Annotated in this window: 16 protein-coding genes; 13 read left to right on the top strand and 3 right to left on the bottom strand. The window is 62.1% G+C overall.

All coding sequences use genetic code 11. The annotated features are described in order from the left end of the window. The first annotated feature begins 214 nt into the window (after positions 1-214). The 6 genes from F506_RS17725 (at position 215) to F506_RS17700 (ending at position 15,696) form a co-directional block, all read left to right on the top strand. Positions 215-1,696: a TolC family protein gene (locus F506_RS17725; protein ID WP_053201753.1), complete on the top strand. Its 1,482-nt coding sequence runs from the start codon at positions 215-217 to the stop codon at positions 1,694-1,696. 17 nt (positions 1,697-1,713) lie between these two features. Beyond that, on the top strand, positions 1,714-2,493 hold the full coding sequence (locus F506_RS17720) for an OmpA family protein (protein ID WP_053199616.1): 780 nt from the start codon (positions 1,714-1,716) through the stop codon (positions 2,491-2,493). A gap of 74 nt (positions 2,494-2,567) precedes the next feature. Next, positions 2,568-3,869 carry an HlyD family type I secretion periplasmic adaptor subunit gene (locus F506_RS17715; RefSeq protein ID WP_407638247.1) on the top strand — a complete coding sequence of 434 codons (1,302 nt, stop codon included), beginning with the start codon at positions 2,568-2,570 and terminating at the stop codon, positions 3,867-3,869. Positions 3,870-3,939: 70 nt separating this feature from the next. After that, a complete protein-coding gene (locus tag F506_RS17710; RefSeq protein WP_053199612.1) occupies positions 3,940-5,613 on the top strand; it encodes a hypothetical protein in 1,674 nt (557 codons plus the stop codon). Between the two features lie 41 nt (positions 5,614-5,654). Further along, positions 5,655-7,373, top strand: a complete 1,719-nt coding sequence (locus F506_RS17705; RefSeq protein WP_053199610.1) for a peptidase domain-containing ABC transporter — start codon at positions 5,655-5,657, stop codon at positions 7,371-7,373. Positions 7,374-7,641: 268 nt separating this feature from the next. Next, the gene (locus F506_RS17700) at positions 7,642-15,696 is read left to right on the top strand and encodes a calcium-binding protein (protein WP_235471215.1); all 8,055 of its coding nucleotides are present in this window, start codon (positions 7,642-7,644) and stop codon (positions 15,694-15,696) included. A gap of 49 nt (positions 15,697-15,745) precedes the next feature. On the opposite strand, the gene F506_RS17695 is transcribed toward F506_RS17700, so the two are convergent. Continuing rightward, positions 15,746-17,260 (bottom strand): aminotransferase-like domain-containing protein, encoded by a 1,515-nt coding sequence (locus F506_RS17695; RefSeq protein ID WP_053199608.1) that lies wholly within the window; start codon positions 17,258-17,260, stop codon positions 15,746-15,748. 164 nt (positions 17,261-17,424) lie between these two features. Between F506_RS17695 and F506_RS17690 the strand changes: the two genes are divergently transcribed. From F506_RS17690 to F506_RS17660, 7 genes are all read left to right on the top strand, one after another. After that, positions 17,425-18,447: a threonine dehydratase gene (locus tag F506_RS17690; RefSeq protein WP_053199607.1), complete on the top strand. Its 1,023-nt coding sequence runs from the start codon at positions 17,425-17,427 to the stop codon at positions 18,445-18,447. Continuing rightward, positions 18,444-18,800: a DUF2917 domain-containing protein gene (locus F506_RS17685; protein WP_053199605.1), complete on the top strand. Its 357-nt coding sequence runs from the start codon at positions 18,444-18,446 to the stop codon at positions 18,798-18,800. The genes F506_RS17690 and F506_RS17685 overlap by 4 nt, the downstream gene beginning before the upstream one ends. Then, on the top strand, positions 18,800-19,390 hold the full coding sequence (locus F506_RS17680) for a LysE family translocator (protein WP_200907684.1): 591 nt from the start codon (positions 18,800-18,802) through the stop codon (positions 19,388-19,390). The genes F506_RS17685 and F506_RS17680 overlap by 1 nt, the downstream gene beginning before the upstream one ends. A 28-nt stretch (positions 19,391-19,418) precedes the next feature. Continuing rightward, the gene (locus F506_RS17675) at positions 19,419-20,321 is read left to right on the top strand and encodes a DMT family transporter (protein ID WP_053199601.1); all 903 of its coding nucleotides are present in this window, start codon (positions 19,419-19,421) and stop codon (positions 20,319-20,321) included. A gap of 155 nt (positions 20,322-20,476) precedes the next feature. Further along, the gene (locus F506_RS17670) at positions 20,477-20,935 is read left to right on the top strand and encodes a RidA family protein (RefSeq protein ID WP_053201751.1); all 459 of its coding nucleotides are present in this window, start codon (positions 20,477-20,479) and stop codon (positions 20,933-20,935) included. 75 nt (positions 20,936-21,010) lie between these two features. Further along, the gene (locus F506_RS17665; RefSeq protein ID WP_053199599.1) at positions 21,011-22,204 is read left to right on the top strand and encodes an aminotransferase-like domain-containing protein; all 1,194 of its coding nucleotides are present in this window, start codon (positions 21,011-21,013) and stop codon (positions 22,202-22,204) included. Beyond that, positions 22,204-22,533 (top strand): DHCW motif cupin fold protein, encoded by a 330-nt coding sequence (locus tag F506_RS17660; protein ID WP_053199597.1) that lies wholly within the window; start codon positions 22,204-22,206, stop codon positions 22,531-22,533. The genes F506_RS17665 and F506_RS17660 overlap by 1 nt, the downstream gene beginning before the upstream one ends. Before the next feature lie 74 nt (positions 22,534-22,607). Here the strand turns inward: F506_RS17660 and F506_RS17655 are convergent, their stop codons facing one another. Next, the gene (locus tag F506_RS17655; protein WP_083457991.1) at positions 22,608-23,699 is read right to left on the bottom strand and encodes an MBL fold metallo-hydrolase; all 1,092 of its coding nucleotides are present in this window, start codon (positions 23,697-23,699) and stop codon (positions 22,608-22,610) included. A gap of 89 nt (positions 23,700-23,788) precedes the next feature. Then, positions 23,789-24,172: a tautomerase family protein gene (locus F506_RS17650; protein WP_053199595.1), complete on the bottom strand. Its 384-nt coding sequence runs from the start codon at positions 24,170-24,172 to the stop codon at positions 23,789-23,791. Positions 24,173-24,249: the final 77 nt, after the last annotated feature.

The raw sequence follows: 24,249 nt of genomic DNA, 5'->3' as shown, positions 1-24,249 counted from the left end.
TGATCAGTTGTATCTAACAATGACATATAGAAACAAGACGTTAGTCTTTGGTGCGCTGTTCTTATCGATCGTCTCGGACGTAGTTGCAGCATCGGACGCCATTACATTGCCCGCGCTTTCCAGTGGAAAATTTCTCTCCGGAAATTTAAATTCCGGAAGGGCTTTGCTCGCGCAGGCAAAAACCGATGCGCCCGCCTTGGATGTGCCGCCGCAAATGCGAGTAAATCCAGAGCGCGATGAAAATGCCGCGTCACGGCAGGCCAGTGTTAATGGAGCAAGCGATGCCGCCGCCAGGGCCGATGCCGCCGCCGCATCCAACGATGAAATCCTGGCCCTGCTACGCCAGTCCGACTCCGGTTTCACCGGCAACGCCATCGACCTGCCTTACGTCAATTCGGAAACCGTCGGCGACGAACAGGTGCCTTTCCTGACCCTGGATCAGGTCATCGAACTGGCGCTCAATAACAGCTACAGCTACGCCGCCACTTCGGCCCTGGCCGACCAGGCCGGCTACGCCGCCAAGGCCGCGCTGGGACAACTCGGGCCTACGCTGGACGTGCGCACGCAAAAGGGGCGTGAGTATTCTTCCCCGGCCTCGTTCCGGGATGACAACGGCAATATCGTCCAGGCCGACCAGCACAAGCGCTGGGATGCCACGCTGATCGGTCGCCAGCCGATTTTCGCGCCGGGTTCCTATTTCGACTTCCAGAAGCAGCGCGCCATGTCGCGCGCCGCCGACCAGCGCCGCGACGATGCGCGCGAGTCGCTGTACTACGCCGCCATCAAAGCCTATTACGACGTGCTGCGCGCCTATGCCTCGCTGTCGTTTGCGCGCAGCTATGCACAACGCATGAAAGACTTGCTCGACTACATGGGCAAGCGCGTCGAAGGCGGCGGCGCCAGCAAGATTGACTATGACCGCGTGCGCGGCCGCTCGCTGCAGGCCGATTCCGCCATTCTCGAAAGTGAAGGCACCCTGGAAAGCGCCATGGTGACGCTGACCCAGCTGATCGGCCGGCGCGTGCAGCAGGTGCAGGTGCCTGAACGCATGATGCCGAAAGTGCCGCCGACATCGCGCCTGGCGTTGCAGGACGTCTACGACAACAACCCCGGCATCCGCGCCGCGCGCAGCGACACCGAGGCGGTGCGGGAAGAACTGAAGTCGGCGCGTTCCAAATTCTCGCCGTCCTTCGCGGTGGAGTGGACGCAGGCCAAGACCCGGGGCGCCGGCGGCGACCAGACGCTGGTGACGGATCGCCGCCTGATGCTGGTGCTGACCATGAACCTGCTCAATGGCGGTTCGGATGCGTACTACCAGAGCCAGATCGGCGCCAAGCTGGTGGAAAAAAGCAATACCGCGGCCGACCTCGAGCGCAAGCTCAAGGAGCAGGTCGAGATCAATTACCGCACGCTTGAGGCAGTCAAGAAGCGCATGAATATCTCGCGCGACATCTATGAGAACAATGCCAACGTCGCCGACGTCTTCCTCGAACAGTTGTCGACCGGCAGCAAGCAACTGCTCGACGTGCTCGACGCCTATCAGCAGGCTTACCAGACGCGCATGGATTTTGCATTGCTGCTGTTTCAACAGGCCGATATCAGCTACCAGATATTGCGCAATACCGGGCGGGCGTGGACGCCTCCCGACAACAAATCGTCCGACCGGTTGAATGACCAGTCGCGCAACGGCAAATAGGAAAGGCTGGGGACACGATGGATGGGGGAGGCAAGGAACAGAATTTCTGGCCGGGGTTCGTGGATGCGTTGTCCAACGTCGTCCTGGTCATGATTTTCGTGGTCGTGGTGTTCGTCGTGACGCTCTTCTACTATTCACAGAAGCTGGCGGAGATTCGCGTCAGCAAGATGGTCACCAAGGGCGAAGTCCAGGTCCAGAGCGGGTCCACCAAGGTCAAGCCGGACGCGATCGACGCGCCGCAAGGCGCGGATGCCGATACCGCACGGCTCAAGAGCGAGAACCGCGACAAGAGCAACGAAATCGACAAGCTCAAGCGCGAGATCGCCGATCTCAAATCGCGCCAGGCCGCGCCGCCGCTGCAGGCCGACGCCGGCAGCTTGCGCAGCGACGCCGCAGCGGGTGGCAACAACAACATCCAGGTGCGCGTCGAGAAAGCCAAGGAAATCGCGCCCGGCACCAACAAGGTCGACGGCGACAGCAAGGCGGTGGTGTTGCATTTCGAAAAAGAAACCACCGAGCTAAACGCCGAAGGGGCCAAGACGCTCGACGGCAGCATCGGCGACTGGGTGCGCCGCGTGAAATCGCAGCAGGGCAAGATCGTCATCACCGGCGTGATCGGCTCGGCCGAGTTCACCGAAGCCCGCCGCCGCGCCTATTACCGCACCGTGGCGGTGCGCAATCACCTGATTGACGCCGGCGTCGACAAGGAGCGCGTGGTCAGCCGCGTCTCCACGTCCGAGAACAGCGCCGAAAGCAATGCCCGCGTGATCATCCAATACCTGGCGGGTCAAAAATGACGAAGCTGCCCAACGACAATTTGCGTTGGGACCTGCGCCTGCGGCTACTGCTGCAGGCGCGCAGCCGTCGTTTGATGCGCCTCGTCGCGCCTCGCGTGGATCGCGAGCTGGGCGATCACCAGGAGCTCGCGCGCCCGCGCCAGTTCATCCTCGTTACCGTATTCCTGCTGCTGTGCCTGCTGGTGTGGTCGTGGTTTGCCCAGATTGACATGGTGGTGCGCGGCGCCGGCCGCATCGTCGCTTCCGAGCACAACCAGATCATCCAGCATCTGGAAGGCGGCATCGTTTCCGCCATCCTGGTGCGCGAAGGCGCCACGGTGAAGAAGGGGCAGACGCTGATTTCGATTGCCGACGTGCGCGCCAACGCGGACCTCGGCGAAGGCAACGTCAAGATCCTCGGCCTGCGCGCCCGCATCGCGCGTCTCAAGGCGGAAGCCGCCGGCGCGCCGGCGGTGGCGATGTCGCCCGAGTTGCGCAGCGACGATCCGGCGGTGCAGAGCGAGCTGGCTTCGTTTGCCGCGCGCCAGTCCAAGTTGACGCAGGAACTCAGCGTGCTGCGCGAACAATCGGCGCAGCGCCAGGCCGAAGTGGGCGAAGCCGTCAGCCGCCAGAAGAGCCTGGTATCCGAATTCGATCTGGCGCAACGCCAGTACAAACTGGTGCACGGCATGTTCGAGCGCAATGCCGCCTCGCAGCTGGAAGACATCCAGGCCCAGTCCAAGGCGCAGGATGCGCAGAGCCGTCTTTCCGCCACCAACGCCATGATCCCGCGCCTGACCGCCGCCATCGCCGAAGCCCAGGCCAAGATGGGCGAAGCCGCCTCGCGCTTCCGCGCCGATGCGCGCAGCGACCTCACCGTCAGCGAAAACGAACTGGCGCGCCTGCAGGAAGAAATCAAGTCGCGCAACGACCGCGTATCGCGCTCGGAAGTGCGGGCGCCGATGGACGGCATCGTCAACCGTGTGCTGATCAATACCGTCGGCGGCGTGGTCAAGCCGGGCGACGCAATCATCGAAATGACGCCGACCGACGACAAGCTGGTGATCGAAGCGAAGGTGGCGCCGACCGATCGCGCCCAGTTGATGACCGGTGCGCCGGCGCGTGTGAAGGTTTCGGCCTACGACTACGGCGTCTACGGCGCCATGAAGGGTGTGGTTACCGAGGTCAGCGCCGACACCGTGCCGGAAGAGCGCGGCGAGCGCTTCTACCGCGTCAAGATCGAGGTCACGCGCGATCCCAAGCTCGATACCGGCCTCCCGCTGATGCCGGGCATGACCGCCACGGCCGACATGATCGTCGGTCGCCGCACCGTCTGGCAATACCTGATGTCGCCCCTGAGCCGCTTCGGCCAGACGGCGCTCAGGGAGCCGCGTTAGTCGTTAGTCCTGGAGCCGCGATGAACACTGAATTTTTCCTATCCTGTCCTTACTTTCGGAACCTGAACGTATGAAAAACCTGCGCAAATTCTATGCACTCGCTGCGATACCGTCGCTGTTCCTGCTGCTCGGCGGTTTCCTGTTCAGGGATTTCGTCCTGCACGCGATCCGGATCAATCCGTTCCTCAACCTGTTCATCATCAGCGTGGCGGTGTTCGGCGTTTCGCTGATCGTCTACAACATGTGGCGCGTGAACTGGGAATACAACAAGCTCGCCTTGTTCTATGCGCGCGTCAACGGCGGCGAGTCGATGGAAGACCTGGTCAAGGCGCCTGAGTTTCAGGACAGCGAAATTGCCAAGGTGCTGGTCAGCGTCGCCAACACCAAAGGCCGCCTGACCTCGCGTATCGAACAGGAAACCATCGAACGCTCGCTGTCGGACCTGCAGGCCCACTTGGAAGCGAAGACCGAATTCCCGCAATTTCTGACCGGCTTCATGATCGCGCTCGGCCTGTTGGGTACCTTCATCGGCCTGCTCGAAACGCTGGTCGGCACCGCGGCGCTGATCGACGGCTTCGGCAAGGCGACGCAGGGCGGTGACATGGATGCGTCGTTCATGCATCTGGTTTCCGACCTGCAAAAGCCGCTGGCCAGCATGGGCACTGCGTTCTCGGCCTCGATGTTCGGCCTGATCGGTTCGCTGGCGCTGGGCTTGACGCTGACGCCGCTGCGCGCCGCCAACAAGAAACTGGTGTCGCGTGCGCGCGAGTGCATCAGCGACATGGTCCAGCACGTGATCCACGACATGAGCGGTCCCGGAGCCAACGCCAGCGGCCGCCAAGGCGTGTCGGAGCAATTCCTCGCCGAGTTCCTGCAAGATCTGATGGTGCTGCAGCGCGAATCCATCATGGCCGCGCGCGCCAGCTCGGAAGCCTCGATGCAGGCCGGCATCAAGCTCGAAGGCATGAACGACCGCCTGCAGAATATCGTCGAGCTGTTCCACGCCAGCATGGATGAATCGAAGAACCTGCGCCAGCTGGTGTCCTTCGGTCCGCGCATGCATGAAGTCGGCCAGCAGACGCTGGAAGAAATCCGCAACGTCGGCCAGATCATCAATCAGAAGATGACCTCCGCGCGCGACCTGACACAAAGCCTGTCGTTGCTGGAAGAGCGCCTGTCGGTCAACGGCGATATCGCCCTGCGCAGTTTCGACATGTTGCCGAAGATCGTTTCCACGATGGAAAGCGGCCAGATGTCGCTGTCGTCGGCGCTGACCTCCTTGCAGGCGCAGCAGTCGGAAGCGGCCAACATGACCGAAAAGACGGCGCAGCATATCGCGCAGATGCCGACCTTGCTCAACCAGATTTCCATCCGCATTGCCGACGAACTCGGCGCGATCCAGCATCAGGGCGAAATCCACTCGGCCGTGTCCGAGCGCCTGGGCGAACTGGGCAAGGCCATCGGCGAGAATTCCAGCAACATGACGCGCGACGCCTTGTCGTCGCGCCAGCTGCAGATCGACCTGGCCAAGCACATGGCGATGATGAACGACCGCGTCAAGAACCTCGGCGCCATTCCGACTTCGCTGACCTCGATCACCGAAGCGCTGATGCGCCAGAACATCAATACCCAGACCGTCATCGACGAAATGCGCAGCGGCCGTCAGACCATGGTCAAGGATTTGCGCCTCGAAATGCGCGAAGCGATTCGCGAACTGTCGATGATCAACAAGGAAGCCAGCTGAGGCCGGCGGCCTTGGCAGCCATGTGAAGTGTGAACGGACCCATGAACGAGAGCGATCAGATCTACGTCGACCAGCCGCAAGCCGATTTGCGCTCATTGCGCAAGGACCCGGTGTACCTGACGCTGATGCGCGCCTACGGCGGGCGCTTCGTCGAGATCGTCGTGGCCGGCGTGCTGATCAACGTGTTCGGCCTGTTCATGCCGCTGTATTCGCGGCTGGTGTACGACAAGGTGATCGGCAACCACATCACGGAAACGCTGTGGGCGCTGACGCTGGGCATGGTCTTGTTCATCGTGCTGGAGCTGGTGCTGCGGGTGATCCGCATGTACTACATTGAGCAACTGGCGGGACGCTTCGACATCGAGTTCGACGGCAAGTCGGTGCGCCGCCTGCTGGAGTCACGGGTCACCGCGCCGGTCGGGGTGGTGCTGGCCAAGTACCGCGACCTCAGCAGCGCACGCGACCTGCTCTCATCGAATTACATGCTGATGCTGATCGACTTGCCGTTCCTGGCGATGTATCTGGTGGCGGTAGGCGTGCTCGGCGGCCATCTGGTATGGGTGATTCTGGTGGGCGGCGCGTTGCTGGTGGCGTCGCAGCTGCTGTGCAAGATTCCCGCGACCGACTACGGCAATGCCGCGATGACGTCCGGCATCGGCAAGATCGACAAGCTCGCCAGCCTGGTGTTCGGCATGGAGACATTGAAGACCTCGCCCTTGCAGGACCGGCTGGTCAAGGCTTTCCTCTCGGATGCCGCCGACAACGCGGTGAGCCAGGCCAAGAGCCGGTTCTGGATGAACGCCGGCTACGCCTTGTCGACCGTGGGCTACACATTGATCTCGGTGGGTACGCTGGTGGTGGGCGTGTACCTGGTGGAAGACAACGCGCTCACTGTCGGTGCGCTGATCGCCACGTCGCTGCTGATCAGTCGCGCGACGTCGATGCTGTCGTCGGTGACGATGGTGCTGGGACGCATGGAAATGTTCCGGCGCGCGCGCGCCGCGTTCGAGGAGATGTTCGACGATACCGGACCGGAGCAGGTGATCGCCGACGTGCTGCGCCAGGACATGCGCGGTCTGATCCAGGTAGTCAACCTGACGCTGCATCTCGACAAGCATGAAAAGCCGGCGCTCGACAACGTCTCGCTGACGATCCAGCCAGGTGAAAAGGTCGGCATCGTCGGCCGTTCCGGTTCCGGCAAGACCACGCTGATGCGCGCGCTGGCCGGTTTGCACAAGATCGACGCCGGCAAGGGCCAGGTGCTGATCGACGGCGTGGCGGTGGCGGCTTACGCGGCGCCGGTGCGCATGCGCTGTATCGGCTACAAGCCGCAGGAGCCGTTCCTGTTCGACGGCAGCCTGGCGGCCAACATCTTCGTGGGCGACCGCATCGGCAGCGACGAATATGAAGCGGCGCTAGCGGTATCCGGCGTGGACGACCTGATTGCGCGCGGTGAGCTGCGTCTGGACCAGATGCTCAAGGCGCCCGGCAACCTGTCCGGCGGTCAGCGCCAGATGGTAGCGCTGGCGCGTGCGGTAGCGGGCATGCCGACCGTGATGCTGCTGGATGAACCGACTACCGGCATCGACCTGTCGACGGAAACCAGGATCATCCAGAAACTCATGGCGTATTCGGCGCAACGCACTCTGGTGGTGGCGACACATAGCACCGCTCTGCTCAGGTGCATGGATCGCATCATCGTGCTCAACGACGGCAAGATCGTCGCCGACGGACCGAGCGCGGCGATCTTGCAGCAGTAGTAACGGTAACAGCAACAATAGCAGCAACAGCGGCAACAGCAGCAACAGCGGCAACAGCAGCAACAGCAGCAACAGCGGCAACAGCAGCAACAGCAGCAACAGCAGCAACAGCAGCAACAGCAGCAACAGCAGCAACAGCAGCAACAGCAGCAACAGCAGCAACAGCAGCAACAGCAGCAACAGCGGCATCGAACGGAAAAAGGGCAGTGCGGCGAAGCCATCGTGCGCTGCCATGATTATGTGATTGACTTCCTCAGCGAGGTTTGACATGGCGACAGCAGCTTCATCGAAAGCAAGTTCGGCAAATCCGGCCAATTCGGCAAACGCAGCCAATGCCGCGCAGGCCGTCACCGGCTCCGCGCGCGTGACCATGCCCGATCAGAACGGCAGCTTCCATCTCAACGTGCCGCGCGGTGCGGTCAAGCACGTGCAGGTGGTGGACGTCGACATGGTCCTGCAGCTTGAAGACGGCAGCAAGGTCGTCCTGGCCGGCGGCGCGATGGGCGCCATGGACGAGAAGTCGAAGATTGTTTTCGCCGATGCCTCGCAGGACACCGGCCGCTTGCTCGACCTGGTCGGCAAGATCCCGCTGCGCAACAATGACCAGTCGCTGATACTCAATTCCGATCCGGTGAATACTCAGGACCGTGCCAATAATTCCGATAGCCACGGTGTGCCGGAAAACCACTTCACCTCCAACAACAATTCGGCCCAGGTCAATCCAGCCGCCACCAGCCAGTTGGCCAAGATCATCCAGGACAACGCCGGTTCGCTGACCAGCAACGGCCTGCAAAATCTGGTGCTGCCGTCGATCCCGGTGCCGCCTGCGCCGCCGGTGACGACCGGCGCCGATTCGCTGATCAAACAAGTATCCCCGGAGATATCGGAGCGTCCGGGTTCGGTGCTGACACCGATCGTGGTGGGCCCGCAAACGCCGGCGATGACGCTCAACCTGCTCAACCTGACAACCCAGACCCAGGTCGGCAGCGTGCTGCACGGCAGCGGCGGCTCGGTCGCCTCGGCCATCGACGGTTCCAACTCGGTGCAGTTTGCGCCGCAGGTGATCAACGCCGGCAACGATGTCCATACCATCTACGCCACCAGCAGCAACACGCAGAGCGATTTCATCAAGATATTCAAGGTCAACGTCACCGGCGACGGTACCGTGAAATCCGTGCTGATCAGCGGCGTGCCGTCAACCATGACGATTTTGAACGCGGTCAATCTGGGTGGCGGCAACTATCAGATCACGCCGGCTGCCGGTGAAAAGACCTTCGACCTGCAAGTGCAATACACCACCACGGCGGCCGATCCGACCCGGCCGACGGCGCCGACGGCGACCATCAATTTCGACGTGTCGGTGCTGACCAGCGATGGTCTTACGCACCTGCTAGATTCGCGCGTCGTGGTGATCAAGGATGCCAGTTCCTACACCGACCTGACCTATCTCGATCCGGCCACCGGCAAGAGCGTATGGGTGTTGCCGGCGCAGGGCGTGCCGCATGAAATCCATGCCGGCGACGGCGGTGTCACGATCTACGGCAGCAACGCCAACGACCTGCTCTATGGCGGCGTGGGCGTGGACACCATTATCGGCGGCAGCGGCAACACCTATTTCGAAGGCGGCGCCGGCGCCGACGTGCTGACTGGCGGTACGCAGGGCATCAATACGGCCGGTTACAAGAATTCCGCTGCGGGCGTGACGATCGATCTCGTCACCGGCGTGGGCACCGGCGGCGACGCCCAGGGCGACGTGCTGAGCAACATCCAGAACCTGATCGGCAGTGCTTCCAGCGACACCTTCGTTGCCAACGGCAAGGTCAATCGTCTCGATGGCGGCACGGGAGGCTCCGATACGGTGTCCTACGCGCATTCGACGGCCGGCGTGACGGTCAACCTGATCACCGGTCTGGGCAGCAACGGCGACGCCGAAGGCGATACCTACGTTCATATCCAGAATGTGATCGGCAGCGCGTCCGGCGACATGTTCATCGCCAACACTCAGGCCAATAGCTTCAACGGCGGCAGCGGCGGTTCCGACACGGTTTCGTACGCCAGCTCGGCGGCCGGCGTGACGGTCAACCTGAGCACCGGCGTCGGCACCGGCGGTTCGGCGCAGGGCGACACCTATGTCCATATCCAGAATGTCATCGGCAGCGCCTTCGCCGACACCTTCGTCGGCAATATCGACGTCAACAATTTCGACGGCGGCAGCGGCGGCCAGGACACGGTCAGCTACGCCAACTCGGCAGCCGGTGTGTCGGTCAATTTCGTCAGCGGACGCGGTGTCGGCGGCGATGCCGAAGGCGACACCTACAGCCACATTCAGAACGTGATCGGCAGCGCCTTCGATGACGTCTTCATCGCCGGCATCGACAGCGTCAATTTCAATGGCGGCAGCGGTGGTTCCGATACCGTCAACTACGGTGCGTCGACCGGCGGCATCATCGCCAACATGGTCACCATGACCGGCAGCGGCGGTTACGCGCAGAACAACACGTATACCAACATCCAGAACATCGTCGGCAGCTCGTCGGGCGACATCTTCGTTTCGGGCGCGGGCGCCAACCATTTCGACGGCGGCTCGGGCGGTTCGGACACGGTCAGCTACGCCTCGTCGAATGCGGGCGTCGTCGTCAGTCTGTTCGACGGCAGCGCCAGCGGCGGCTATGCTCAGGGCGACACGCTGCTGCATATCCAGAACGTCATCGGCAGCAATTTCAACGATCTGTTCATCGCCAGCGCCGACAACAACCGTTTCGACGGCGGTGGCGGCGTCAATACCGTGAGTTATGAAAAGTCGGTGGGCGGCGTGACGGTCGACCTGACCAACACCATCGGCACCGGCACCGGCAGCACCTACGCCAACGGCGACTCGTACGTCAACATCCAGAATCTGATCGGCAGCATTTACGACGACATATTCATCGCCAGTGCGGATGCCAACAGGCTCGATGGCGGTCTTCAATCCGTTCACAACCGCGTCAGCTACGAGAATTCCAATGCCGGCGTGACGGTGGATCTGAACTACACCGACGGCACCGGCACGTTCGGCGGCTATGCCGCCGGCGACCAGCTGATCAACGTCCAGGACCTGACCGGCAGTTCCGGCAACGATACCTTTGTGGCCAGCAATGTCGCGAACAATTTCGACGGCGGCGCCGGCTCCAATACCGTCAGCTATGCCGCCTCCAATGCGGGCGTGACGATTGACCTGGTGCTGGGCGGCGGTAACGGCGGCTATGCGAATGGCGACACATATCTGAACATCCAGAACATCATCGGCAGCACAGCCGATGACATGTTCATCGCCAACGGTGCGGCCAACCGCTTCGACGGCCTGGGCGGCACCAACACGGTCAGCTATGCCAAGGCCAGCGACAGCATCGGCGTGGTGGTCGACCTCGTGAACAATGCGGGCAGCAACGGCTTCGCAGCAGGCGACACCTACGCCAATATCCAGAACGTCATCGGCTCGACCAATGACGATACCTTTATCGCCTCGTCGGTGGCCAACGTGTTCGACGGCTTGCAGGGTTCGGATACGGTGAGCTATGTGTATTCCAATGCCGGCGTCACGGTCAACCTGGTCACCGGGCTGGGCGCCAACGGCTATGCGACAGGCGATACCTACGCGAACCTCGAGAATGTCATCGGTTCCTCGTTTGACGACTTGTTTGTTGCCAGCAGCGATGTCAATAGCTTCGACGGCGGTACGGGAACCGTGCACAACCGCGTGAGTTATACGTCGTCAACGGCGGCGGTGACGATCGATCTGACTAAAACCGACGGTACCGGAACCAGCGGTGGTTTCGCGCAGGGTGACAAGTTCGTCAACATCCAGGATCTGACGGGCAGCCAATACGACGACACCTTCGTGGCGAGCAACGCCGCCAACAATTTTGACGGCGGTACCGGATGTGCCCACAATCGCGTCAGCTATGCGGCATCGGCGGCGGGAGTGACGGTCGATCTGACTCAGACAGACGGCAGCGGCACCAGCGGTGGTTTTGCGCAGGGAGATACACTGGTCAACATCCAGGATCTGACCGGCAGCCAGTACGACGATCTGTTCATCGCCAGCAATGTCGCCAATTACTTTGACGGCGGCGTGAGTGCGGCGGGTTCGCACAACCGCGTCAGTTATAAATACTCCGACGCCGGCGTGACGGTGGACCTGACCAAGACCGACGGCACCGGTACCAGCGGCGGTTTCGCCCAAGGCGATAAATTTGTCAACATCCAGGATCTGACCGGCAGCCAGTATGACGACACCTTCGTGGCGAGCAGTGACGCCAACAACTTCGACGGCGGCATCAGCGCGACGGGATCGCATAACCGCGTCAGCTATGCGGCATCGACGTCGGCAGTGACGGTGGACCTGACCAAGACCGACGGCACCGGCACCAGCGGCGGTTTCGCCCAGGGCGACACGTTGATCAACATTCAGGACCTGACCGGTAGCCAGTACGACGACACCTTCGTGGCGAGCAGTGACGCCAACAACTTCGATGGCGGCGCCAGCGTCACCGGATCGCACAATCGCGTCAGCTATGCCGCATCGACGGCAGCGGTAACCATCGATCTGACCAAGACCGACGGCACCGGCACCAGCGGCGGCTTCGCCCAGGGCGACAAGTTCATCAACATCCAGGATGTGACCGGTAGCCAGTACGACGACACCTTCGTGGCCAGCAGCGACGCCAACAACATCGATGGCGGCGCCAGTGTTACCGGATCGCACAATCGCGTCAGCTATGCCGCATCGACGGCAGCGGTAACCATCGATCTGACCAAGACCGACGGCACCGGCACCAGCGGCGGCTTCGCCCAGGGCGACAAGTTCATCAACATCCAGGACCTGACCGGCAGCCAGTACGACGACACCTTCGTGGCCAGCAGCGACGCCAATAATTTTGACGGAGGCAGCGGATCGGTTCATAACCGCGTGAGCTATGCAGCATCGGCGACGGCAGTGACGGTGGATCTGACCAAGACGGATGGCACAGGCACCAGCGGCGGTTTTGCACAGGGTGACAAGCTGGTTAACATTCAGGATCTGACCGGAAGTTCGGGCGATGACACCTTCATCGCCAGCAGCGACGGCAACTATTTCGACGGCGGTGTCAGCAGCAGCACTTCGCACAATCGTGTGAGCTATGCGGCATCGACGGCGGCAGTGACGGTGGACCTGACCAAGACCGACGGTACCGGCACCAGCGGCGGCTTTGCCCAGGGCGACAGGTTCGTCCGCATTCAGGATCTGACCGGCAGCCAGTACGACGACACCTTCGTGGCCAGCAGCGACGCCAATTATCTGGACGGCGGCGCCAGCGTGGCTGGATCGCATAATCGCGTCAGCTATGCAGCATCGACGGCGGCGGTAACGGTCGATCTGACGAAGACCGACGGCACCGGCACCAGCGGTGGTTTCGCGCAGAACGACAAACTGATCAATATCCAGGACCTGACCGGCAGCCAGTACGACGATACCTTCGTGGCCAGCAGCGACGCCAACAACTTCGATGGCGGCGTCAGCGTGGCGGGATCGCACAACCTTGTCAGCTATGCAGCATCGACGTCTGCGGTGACGGTAGACCTGACCAAGACCGACGGCACAGGCACCAGCGGCGGTTTCGCCCAGGGCGACAAGTTCATCAATATCCAGGATGTGACCGGCAGCCAGTACGACGACACTTTTGTGGCCAGCAGCAGCGCCAACAACTTCGATGGCGGTACCAGCGTGACGGGATCGCACAACCGCGTCAGTTATGCAGCATCTACGGCGGCGGTGACGGTGGACCTGACCAAGACCGACGGCACCGGGACCAGCGGCGGTTTCGCACAAGGCGACAAGTTCGTCAATATCCAGGATGTGACCGGCAGCCAATACAACGACACCTTCGTCGCGAGCAGCGCCGCCAATAATTTCGACGGTGGCGTCAGCGCCGCGGGATCGCACAATGCCGTGAGCTACGCAGCGTCTACATCGGCGGTGACGGTGGACCTGACCAAGACCGACGGTACCGGCACCAGCGGCGGCTTTGCCCAGGGCGACACGCTGATCAACATCCAGGACCTGACCGGCAGCCAGTACGACGATACCTTCGTGGCGAGTGCCGACGCTAACTATTTCGACGGTGGCGTCAGCGTGACCGGCTCGCATAACCGCGTCAGCTATGCAGCATCCAATGCGGCTGTCACGGTGGATCTGAACTCTACCAACGGCAGCGGGACGTCCGGCGGCTACGCGGCCGGCGATCGCTTCGTCAACATTCAGGACATCACCGGCAGTTCCGGTAACGACACGTTCATCGCCAACGGCGTGGCCAACAATTTTGATGGCGGTCTTGGTTCCGACACGGTCAGTTATTCGGCCTCGACGGTTTCCGTCACGGTCGATCTGAGTTCCGGCGGGGCCGGCGTCGGCGGTTTTGCGGACGGCGATACCTACACCAGCATTGAAAACGTGATCGGCGGCAGTGCGGCCGACTTCCTGACGGGCGCTGCGACCGGGGCGACGGTGCTTACCGGCGGCGGCGGTGGCGATACGCTGACCGGGGTGGCGTCCAATCGCGCCAATACCTATGCCAGCTATGCCGGATCCGCAGCGGTGACCGTCAATCTGAATGCCACCGACGGCAGCGGCACCAGCGGCGGCGATGCCGCCGGCGATAAACTCAGCTTCATCGACAACCTGATCGGCAGCAGCAACGACGATATCTTCGTCGCCAACAACCAGGCCAACAACCTGAACGGCGGGGGCGGATTCGATACGGTGAGCTACACCAGTTCCGATGGCGGCGTAACGGTTAATTTGAACACCGGCATCGGCGCGAATTTTCATGCACAGGGCGATGTGTATACCAGCATCGAAAACGTCATCGGCAGCGGCTTCGCCGACACGCTGACCGGCGCCGGCGCCAACAAGACCATCCTGACGGGCGGAGGTGGCGGCGATACCCTGACCGGGGTGACGGCCAATCGCGCCAATACCTTCGCCAGCTACGCTGGTTCGGCGAGCGGGGTGACCGTCGACCTGAACGCGACGGACGGCACCGGCACCAGCGGCGGTGATGCTGCAGGCGACAAGCTCAGTTTCATCGACAACCTGATCGGCAGCAGCTTCAACGATACCTTCGTCGCCAACGGTCAGGCCAACAGCTTCGACGGCGGCGCCGGCGGCGTCGACACCGTGAGCTATCTGGCGTCAACCGCTCTCGTTACCGTAGACCTGTCGAACACGACGGGCGCGGGCACTAGCGGTGGGTTCGCCCAAGGCGACAAGTTCACCGGCATCAGCAACCTGATCGGCAGTAATTTCGACGACGTCTTCTTCGCCAGCTCCGCGGCCAACGCCTTCGAGGGCAGCGGCCATGGCGCCAACGGTGATACGGTCAACTATGCGCGTTCCGGCAATGCCGTGGTGGTCGATCTGTTCCATCACACGGGTTCGGCGGGCGTGGATGCCGCAGCCGGCGGCGGTGTGTCGTTCTCTACCGGCGATACCTACAGCAATATCCAGAACGTGGTCGGAAGCAGCTACAACGACACGTTCTACGGCGACAGCATCGCCAACAAGTTCGACGGCGCCGGCGGCACCAGCGATACCGTCAGCTATGAATACTCCAACGCCAACGGCGCCATCATCGCCAATCTCGGTACGCATGCGGGCACCGGCGGCGACGCCAATGGCGACACCTACACCAATATCGAAAACCTGACCGGCAGCGCCTTCCTCGACAGCACGCTGACCGGCGACGCCAACGCCAATATCCTGACGGCCAAAGGGACGGCTACCACCAATGCGTTCAGCGGCGGCGGGGCGGCGAGCGGCACCGATGTCTTCAATGTGGTGGATGGCGGGACCAACAGCGTGGCGGTCGGCACCGGCCTCAATACGATCAACGTCAGTGCCGGTTCGCATAGCTCGCTCGGTGCGCAGAGCGACATGGTCAACCAGACCACGGGGCTGTCAAACATCTCCACCATCAACGGCGCCGCCGGCACGACGACCTTGCACTTCGCCGATCTTGGCAGTTCCATCACCCTGGCCAATTTCGCCAACAAGGTCACCGGCATCACCACCCTGGATATGACCAGCGGCGTCGGCACCAATATCGTGATTACGGCCGCCGATGTCATCAGCATGGGCATGCCCAGCGGCGCCTCATCGCACATTCTGACGGTCAAGATGAGCGGTAGCGAGAGCTTGCAGATCGCGGCCAACGGCTCGGACCACTATGTCTACTTCCCCGGCACCACGGACTATGCGTTTTACAACGCGTCCAATGTGGAAGTTGCGCGGATTCACCTGGCCTGATCCATTTCTCCGCCTTTCCGCTACCTGAATTGATCAGGTAGCGGAAGTTTCAGCGTCCAAGTTCTTCATCCAGAAAACGCCAGATCGCCGGATCCGTCATGCTGGCGACGTTGATGCGCATCTTGGTGGACGGCAGCTGATTCGGCGAGAACAGGCTGCCCGGCGCCAGCAGGAAGCCCTGTGCCATGGCCTTCTCGGTCAGCACGCTGGTGTCGCGTCCGGCATCGGCCCACACGAACATCCCGTTGGACGTCGCGGTGCCGGTGCTCAGGCCGACTCTTTCCAATTGCCGCACCACCTTGTCGCGTACGCCGTTGAGCCGGTTGCGCAGCCGTTCGGTGTGCTTGCGATAGTGGCCTTCGGACAGAATCTTGTAGACCACGCGCTCGCCGATTTCGGTGGTGGTCAGCGTTGACAGCATCTTGCGGTCGGCCAGATGGCGCGCCAGATCCGGCGAGGTGGCGATGAAGCCCACGCGCAGATTGGCCGACAAGGTCTTGGAAAATCCCCCCAGATAGATCACCCGGTGCAGCTGGTCCAGCGCCGCGATGCGCGTGGCCGCCTGGCCGCCGGCGCCTGCTCCCGCATTGCCGGCATGCATGTCGCAATAGATGTCGTCCTCGACGATGGTGAAGTCATGTTCTTCGGCGATGCGCAGGATCTGGAACGCCTTGGCCGCCGACAGCGAGGTCGAGGTGGGGTTGTGCAGCACCGAGTTGATGACGTACAGGCGCGGCTTGTGCAGCGCCGCCAGCTCGGCCAGTTTGGCGATGTCGGGGCCGTCGGCCAGGCGCGGGATGCCGACTACCTTGGCGCCCATTGCGGCAAACGAGCCGAACATCAGGAACCAGGCCGGATCGTCGACGAAGATCACATCGCCGGGACGCAAGAAATGGCGCGCCACGATATCCAGCCCCTGGGTTACGCCGGAGGTCATCAGGATCTGTTCGGGTGCGGCGGAAATCTCCAGCTCGGCCAGCTTCAGCTGCAACTGCTGGCGCAGCGGCAGGAAGCCTTGCGGCGTGCCGTAGCTGAGCAGCAGCGACTGGTTCTGCCGGCCCACCGCGCGCAGGCCGTTGGCGATCAGGTCGCCGTCCAGCCAGTCGGGCGGCAGCAGGCCGCCGCCGGGCATTTTCTGCGCCGGCATCTGGCGGAACATGTTGCGCACCAGCCAGACCACGTCGAGCTGCTGCGGTTGGGGAGTCCCGTCACCGCTCGGATTGTGGCCGGCGGCCGATAAAACTGTACCGGTCATTGACGGATTGGCAACAGGCGAGCGTTCGCGCACGAAGAAACCGGAGCCGCGCCGCGATTCAAGGAAACCCTGCGCCACCAGGCGGTCGTAGGCTTCCACCACGGTAAAGCGCGAGACGCCGTGCAGATCGGCGAACTGGCGTATCGACGGCATCCGTGCGCCGGTGCGCAACAGTTTATCGTCGATGCGCGACTGCACCGTGCGCACGATCTGATCCACCAGCGAATCGCCACTCTCGCGCGACAGCAGCGGCAAAGTCGTCGGTACCGCAGCGGGCGGCAGGCTTTTAATACGGGCTGTATTGGTCATTTTACCGTGACAATGTAAGCAGTTATTTGGTTAAGTGTACTGGTACTGTACTGGCGATGTCGATTAGGATAGACCCATGTCAAGAGCGGCGTCAATCAGGAAGATCGCCAGGCCCCGACTCTTGTTCAATTGACCAGAAGCAGATTCATACACAGGAGACTTTCATGACCCATTTGTTGCCAACGCATGCCGAGATCGAGCAAGCCGCCAAGGCTGTGTATGCCGCCATGCCGGCGACGCCGCAATATGCGTGGCCGCTGCTGAGCGAAGCGCTCGGCGCCGAGGCCTGGGTCAAGCATGAGAACCATACGCCGACTGGCGCCTTCAAGATCCGCGGCGGTCTGGTCTACCTGCAGAACCTGGCGCAGCGTCCGCGCCAGCAGCAGGTGCGCGGCGTGATTTCCGCTACGCGCGGCAATCACGGCCAGTCGGTCGGCTTCGCCGCACGCCGTTACGGTATCCCGGCCACCATCGTGGTCCCGCAGGGCAATAGCCGTGAAAAGAACGCCGCCATGCGCGCCCTGGGCGTCGAGCTGGTGGAGTTCGGTCAAGAGTTCCAGGAAAGCCGCGAGCACGCCGCCCTGCTGGCGCAGCAGCAGCAACTGCACATGATTCCTTCGTTCCACCGTGACCTCGTCAGCGGCGTGGCGACGTACTGGATGGAGTTGCTGCGCGCGCAACCCGACCTCGACGTGTTGTTCGTGCCGATCGGGCAGGGCTCCGGCGTGTGTGCCGCCGCTGCGGCGCGGCGTGCGCTCAATGTGCGCACCCGCATCATCGGCGTGGTGTCGGCGCATGCACTGGCTTACAAGCTGTCGTTCGACGGCCGCAGCAAGATCGAATCGCCGGTAACGACCGTGATCGCCGACGGCATGGCTTGCCGCGTGCCGGATGAGGCGTCGCTGGAAGTGATCCTGAGTGAAGTTGACGAAGTGATTGCGGTCAGCGACGACGAAGTCGCCGCAGCGATGAAGCTGTATTTCACCGCCACCCACAACGTTGCCGAGGGTGCAGGCGCTGCGGCGCTGGCCGCAGCGATGCAGATCCGCCATCGCCTGCAGGGACAACGCATCGGCCTGACGCTGTCGGGCGGCAACGTCGATCACGACATGTTCGCGCAGATTCTCTCGCGCCCCGGTCAGGAAGCGCAGCTGGCGGACGTCAATCAGCAAAGGAGGGTGGCATGACTGCACTGACGCGCGAACATCATCATCTGCACCTGGGCGCCGGCGCGCTGGCCTCGGGCAAGTTCGAACGCAGCCGCCTGCTGCTGGTGCGGCGCGGCTATGTCTGGGTCACCCAGGAGGGCCGTCCCGAAGATTTCTGGCTGCATGCCGGCGATGCGCTGATCGTGCAGCCGGGCCGCACCGTCGTGGTCGAGGCCGTCATCGCCAGCGAGATCTTCATGGAAAATCGCAGCAAGCCCGGTGCGGGATTGTGGCTCAAGGCGCGCTGCCTTGCCGCGCGCAGCTTGTGGCAGCGCGGCTTCGCGCGGCCGGCGCAGCTTTCGCAGTCGGCCATCCGTCAGGGAGGCCATTGATGGAAGCCTTGTTGCCGCTGGCCTCGTTTGCCTTCGTCACGTCGATCACGCCGGGGCCGAACAACATCATGCTGACCTCGTCGGGCGTGTGGTTCGGTTTCCTGCGGTCGATTCCGCACATGCTCGGCATCACCTTCGGTTTCGTGGTGCTGCTGGCGATCTGCGCCGCCGGCATCGGTAGTCTGGTGATTGCCGTGCCGGCCATTCACGTGCTGCTGAAGATCGCCGGTTCCGGCTATTTGCTGTACCTTGCGTGGAAATTGCGCAGCATGCGCTTCAGCCAGGATGACGGCGCGCACGTGCGGCCGATGTCGTTCATGGGAGCGGCGCTGTTTCAGTTCGCCAATCCCAAGGCCTGGGTGATGGCCGTTACGGGCGCGTCCGCGTTCCTGCCGCTGGTGCAGCCGGTGTGGCTGGCCATCACCATTTATTGCCTGGTGTTCGGCGTCATCAATCTGCCGTGCGTCGGCGTGTGGGCCGGCGCCGGCGCAATGTTGCGGCGCTACCTGACACAGCCGTTGTGGCGCGCCGTGTTCAGTACGGTGATGGTGTTGCTGACCATTTATTCGGCGCTGGCGATCTGGTTGTAGTTCTAAAAATAAACACACAGGGACATTGATGAACAACGAATCAAAAGGGATGTGGCTGGGTTTTATCGGGGTGGCGATATTCAGCCTGACGCTGCCGTTCACCCGCGTTGCCGTGGCCGAACTGAATCCGGCCTTCGTCGCATTCGGCCGTGCGGTGGTGGCCGCAGTATGCGCGATCGGCATGCTGTGGCATCTGAAGGCGCGGCTTCCGAGTCGATTGCAATTGCGCGGCCTGCTGGTGACTGCGCTGGGCGTGGTGGTCGGGTTTCCCTTGTTCTCATCGATCGCCATGCACTACGTGCCGGCTTCGCACGGCGCGGTGGTGGTGGGCTTGCTGCCGCTGGCGACAGCCTTGTTCGGCGCACTGCGCTTTGGCGAGCGTCCTTCGGCCGGATTCTGGATTTCGGCGCTGATCGGCAGCATCATCGTGATCGCTTTTGCCTTGCGCCAGGGCGGCGGCAGTTTCCATACCGCCGACTTCGCGCTGTTCGCGGCGGTGGTGGCGGCGGCGATGGGCTATGCCGAAGGCGGTCGCTTGTCGCAAAGCATGGGCGGCCAGCAGGTGATTTGCTGGGCGCTGGTGCTGTCGATGCCGGTGGTGTTGCCGGTAACGATCTGGCTTGGCATGCATTATGGCGTCCAAGCTTCGCCGCAGGCGTGGATGTCGTTTGCCTATGTGTCGTTTTTCTCGATGTTCATCGGATTTTTCTTCTGGTACAAGGGGCTGGCGCTGGGCGGTATTGCGCGAGTCGGCCAGGTGCAGTTGCTGCAGCCGTTCATGACGCTGGTAGGAGCGGCGGTGATTGTCGGCGAAACCCTGGATGCGAGCCATTTGCTGTTTGCGACGGCAGTTATTGCCGTTGTGGCAATTGGACGGCGCATGGCGATCCGTCGGGCCCCGGTCGTCGGGGCCGGCTTGACCGGGCGCTAATTCAATCCGGGCAACGCTTTTCACGATGTTCTCCATCACAAAGTCGCGATATTTGCGATAATGGCGGACTAATTGTTTTCATTTCGAAACGTGCTGCCTTGCCGGACGTCAATACGCTGACGACGGCGATCAGCCACAGCAAACAGGAGCACCGCATGTCCGTCTACGAAAAACTCAAAGCCCTGAATATCGAATTGCCAGCCGTGGCCGCACCGGCCGCCGCCTATGTCATGTATGCGCAAACCGGCAACACCGTATTCCTGTCCGGCCACCTGGCCAAGAAGGACGGCAAGGTATGGGTTGGCCAGCTCGGCAAGGACACCACGACGGAACAGGGCAAGCTGGCGGCCCGCGCGGTGGCGATTGATTTGCTGGCGACATTGCAGGCGGCTTGCGGCGGCGACCTCACACGGGTCAAGCGCATCGTCAAGCTGATGAGCCTGGTCAACTCGACCGGCGATTTTACGGAACAGCATCTGGTGACCAACGGCGCCTCCGAACTGATCGGCGAATTGTTCGGCGAGCAGGGCAAGCACGCACGTTCGGCTTTCGGCGTGGCGCAGATTCCGATGGGCGCATGCGTCGAGATCGAACTGATCGCCGAGATCGCATAAAGCTCCAATTTGATTGCAGGACTGGCAAATGACCGGTTCGCGCTTTGTACTACGACCCTATTTTTGGCAGGCATCATGAAAATCGAAAACCCCAATCCACTGCAGTGGAATTTCTCCAAACGTTCGCAGCAACTGCAAAGCTCGGCCATCCGCGAAATCCTGAAGATCACCATGCGTCCGGAAATCACGTCGTTCGCAGGCGGCTTGCCTTCGCCGGCGACCTTCCCGGTCGAGCGCATGAAGGCGGCGTTTGACACCGTGCTGACGCAGCAAGGCAAGATTGCGCTGCAATACGGCCCGACCGACGGCTACGGTCCATTGCGTGAATGGGTAGCCAATTCGCTGTCCACCGACGGCGCCAGGATCTTGCCGGAACAAGTGCTGATGGTGTCCGGCTCGCAACAAGGCCTGGACCTGCTGGGCAAAGTGCTGATCGACGAAGGCAGCAACGTGATGGTGGAAACACCGAGCTATCTGGGTGCGCTGCAGGCGTTTTCGATCTACGGTCCGAACTTCATTTCGGTGCCGAGCGATGAGCAGGGCCTGATTCCTTCCGCCGTCGAAGAACTGGGCAAGGGTGCGCGTCTGCTGTACTCGCTGCCGAACTTCCAAAACCCGACCGGCCGCACGCTGCCGCTGGAGCGCCGCTTCGCGCTGGTGGAAGCCTGTGCACGCCTGGGCCTGCCGCTGATCGAAGATGATCCGTACGGCGCGCTGAGCTACCGCAACGATCCGCTGCCGAAGATGCTCAACATGAATCCGGCCGGGGTGATCTACATGGGTTCGTTCTCGAAAGTGCTGACTCCGGGCATCCGGCTCGGCTACGTGGTGGCGCCGACGCCGCTGATCCTGAAGATGGAACAGGCCAAGCAGGCGGCCGATCTCCACACGGCGCAGCTGACCCAGATGGTGGTGTACGAAGCGGTCAAGGACGGCTTCCTGCAAACGCATATCCCGACCATCCGCAAGCTGTACGCCGACCAGTGCCAGGCCATGCTCGACGCGCTGCAAACCTACTTCCCGGCCGGCACCAGCTGGACCAAACCGGAAGGCGGCATGTTCATCTGGGTGACGCTGCCGAAGCACATCGACAGCGGCGCCTTGCTCAAGGAAGCGGTCGAACAGCACGTCGCCTTCGTGCCGGGCGCACCGTTCTACGCCAACGAGCCGCAACACAATACGCTGCGCCTGAGCTTCGTCACCGTGCCTCCGGAAAAAATCCGCGCCGGTGTCGAGCGCCTCGGCAAACTCATCGCCGCCAAGCTGTAATGGAGATCGGCAACCTGCCGTTCGGCACGACCGACTGGAGCACCGTCGAGCGTACCGAACACAAGGGCGACAGCGGCATGGCCACCTGGCGCACGCGCCAGTTCGGTCCGATTCGCGTCCGCATGGTCGAGTACACGCCGGGCTATCTGGCCGACCACTGGTGCAAGAAGGGCCATGTGCTGCTATGTCTGGAAGGGGAGTTGCATACCGAGCTGGACGACGGCCGCACTTTCCTGCTCAAGGCCGGCATGAGCTATCAGGTGGCCGACAATGCGGAAGCGCACCGGTCATCGACGTCGACGGGTGCGAAGCTGTTTATTGTTGATTAGTGCGTTGGCGGCAGCTTGTTCAGAGAATCGCAGGGAAAGAAATTTCCCTGCGATTTTTTTATGCGGCGACCAAATCAATCCAGTTTTATCGTCTCGCCATGCTTGAGCACGGTAAATTCCTGCGCCGGCAATCCGGCTTTCTTCACCGCCTCGGCCAGCAACTGAGGCGGTTCGTCGAGCGGCTCGTCGGCCAGTTCGAAGGTCCCCCAATGAATCCCTATCGAGCGCCTGGCGTGCACGTCCTTGTGGATTTGCACCGCCTGTTCCGGATCGACGTGCTGGCCCTGCATGAACCAGCGCGGCGCATAGGCGCCGATGGGAATCAGCGCGAAGTCGAAACCGCCGAACTTGCTGGCGATGTCCTTGAAGTCCTTTGAATAGCCGGTATCGCCTGCGAAGAATACCGAAAACGGATGCGGGGCGCCGTCGGCGGTCCTGATTACCCAGCCGCCCCACAGTGTCTCGGAGCGGTCGGTCAGGGTGCGCGCCGACCAGTGCTGCACCGGCACGAAGCTGATATCGAGTTGGCCGGCGCTGGTCTTGTCCCACCAGTCCATTTCGCGCACGTTGGTGATGCCGACGCCGGCCATCCATTCTTTCACCCCCAGCGGCACCAGGAACAGCGGCGGTCCGCCGGCCTGGCGATTGAGCTGCTCGACGCTGGCCTGGTCGAGGTGATCGTAATGATTGTGCGAAATCACCACCACGTCGATGTGCGGCAATTGTTCCGGCGTGATGTTGAGCGGCACCTTACGTTTGGGGCCGATGAAGCTGAACGGCGAGGCGCGCTCGGAGAAGATCGGATCGGTGATGACGTTCATGCCGTTGATTTGCAGCAGCGCAGTCGCATGGCTGATCCAGGTCGCGCTGGTGACGCTCTTGTTGGCCTGCAGCCAGGCGATCTCCGGCGTGGCCATCGGGAAGTGGTAGTTGTTGGCCGGCGCTTTCGGCAGGCCTTGCGTGAGGCGCTCCCACTGCCACTTCAGCAGCGACGCGCGCGGTTCCTGCGGAGTGGTGTTGCGGAAGCCGGACGGCGTGCGATTGGGTTTGTCGGGATCGTAATATTTGCCCGCTGCAGCGCAGCCGGCGCTGACCAGCGCCAGCACCAGGGCGATGCGGCGCAGATAGCTGCGGGAAGTCTCGGGCTTGGAACTGGTTGTCGGCATGGGGGCAAGGACGGCAAGGCAAGTTGATCGGGCTTGCCATGCTATCAGCTATCCAGGGCCTGGGTGGGCGGGCAGCTTACCGCGCGGATTCACAAGGCATATTGCGCCAGCCCATGGCCGAACGACCAGTTCTCCTTGTTCACTTCGACCAGGTTGATGAAGATGTCCTCCGGGCGGATGCCGGGTTGCTGGTTCAGGCGCTCGACGATGCGTGCGTAGAGCGCTTTCTTCTGCTCGATGGTGCGTGTGTTGCTCACGGTCAGCTGGATCAGCACGAACTTGTCGCTGCGCGCTATGTTCATGTAGGTCTTGCTGAAAACGAAGTTCTCCGGATCGTACTCGTCGATCACCATGAACTTGTCGTCTTCCGGCACATTGAAGCTTTCGACCATGGCTTCGTAGAGGTTGTCGAGAATGGCCTGGCGGTATTCGCGGGTCTCGCCGCGGCGGATGAAGACTCGGGCAAAGGGCATAGTGTTCTCCTTGAAAAGGTGATGAATCGCGGTGGGTATGCAGGCATCTTAGATCAGGTGTATCATTTTTAAAATAC

Source organism: Herbaspirillum hiltneri N3 (assembly GCF_001267925.1).
Lineage (GTDB): Bacteria > Pseudomonadota > Gammaproteobacteria > Burkholderiales > Burkholderiaceae_D > Herbaspirillum > Herbaspirillum hiltneri.
The sequence above is the reverse complement of the archived record's forward strand: the minus strand, read 5'-3'. Positions and strand labels throughout refer to the sequence as shown.

Excerpts from the sequence above, each read along its gene's own strand:
- F506_RS17710 (WP_053199612.1), top strand. The coding sequence starts at position 3,940 with ATGAAAAACCTGCGCAAATTCTATGCACTCGCTGCGATACCGTCGCTG.
- F506_RS17680 (WP_200907684.1), top strand. The coding sequence starts at position 18,800 with ATGGAAGCCTTGTTGCCGCTGGCCTCGTTTGCCTTCGTCACGTCGATC.
- F506_RS17715 (WP_407638247.1), top strand. The coding sequence starts at position 2,568 with ATGCGCCTCGTCGCGCCTCGCGTGGATCGCGAGCTGGGCGATCACCAG.
- F506_RS17660 (WP_053199597.1), top strand. The coding sequence starts at position 22,204 with ATGGAGATCGGCAACCTGCCGTTCGGCACGACCGACTGGAGCACCGTC.
- F506_RS17695 (WP_053199608.1), bottom strand. The coding sequence starts at position 17,260 with ATGACCAATACAGCCCGTATTAAAAGCCTGCCGCCCGCTGCGGTACCG.
- F506_RS17665 (WP_053199599.1), top strand. The coding sequence starts at position 21,011 with ATGAAAATCGAAAACCCCAATCCACTGCAGTGGAATTTCTCCAAACGT.
- F506_RS17690 (WP_053199607.1), top strand. The coding sequence starts at position 17,425 with ATGACCCATTTGTTGCCAACGCATGCCGAGATCGAGCAAGCCGCCAAG.
- F506_RS17705 (WP_053199610.1), top strand. The coding sequence starts at position 5,655 with ATGAACGAGAGCGATCAGATCTACGTCGACCAGCCGCAAGCCGATTTG.
- F506_RS17725 (WP_053201753.1), top strand. The coding sequence starts at position 215 with ATGCGAGTAAATCCAGAGCGCGATGAAAATGCCGCGTCACGGCAGGCC.
- F506_RS17675 (WP_053199601.1), top strand. The coding sequence starts at position 19,419 with ATGAACAACGAATCAAAAGGGATGTGGCTGGGTTTTATCGGGGTGGCG.
- F506_RS17720 (WP_053199616.1), top strand. The coding sequence starts at position 1,714 with ATGGATGGGGGAGGCAAGGAACAGAATTTCTGGCCGGGGTTCGTGGAT.
- F506_RS17685 (WP_053199605.1), top strand. The coding sequence starts at position 18,444 with ATGACTGCACTGACGCGCGAACATCATCATCTGCACCTGGGCGCCGGC.
- F506_RS17700 (WP_235471215.1), top strand. The coding sequence starts at position 7,642 with ATGGCGACAGCAGCTTCATCGAAAGCAAGTTCGGCAAATCCGGCCAAT.
- F506_RS17670 (WP_053201751.1), top strand. The coding sequence starts at position 20,477 with ATGTCCGTCTACGAAAAACTCAAAGCCCTGAATATCGAATTGCCAGCC.
- F506_RS17650 (WP_053199595.1), bottom strand. The coding sequence starts at position 24,172 with ATGCCCTTTGCCCGAGTCTTCATCCGCCGCGGCGAGACCCGCGAATAC.
- F506_RS17655 (WP_083457991.1), bottom strand. The coding sequence starts at position 23,699 with ATGCCGACAACCAGTTCCAAGCCCGAGACTTCCCGCAGCTATCTGCGC.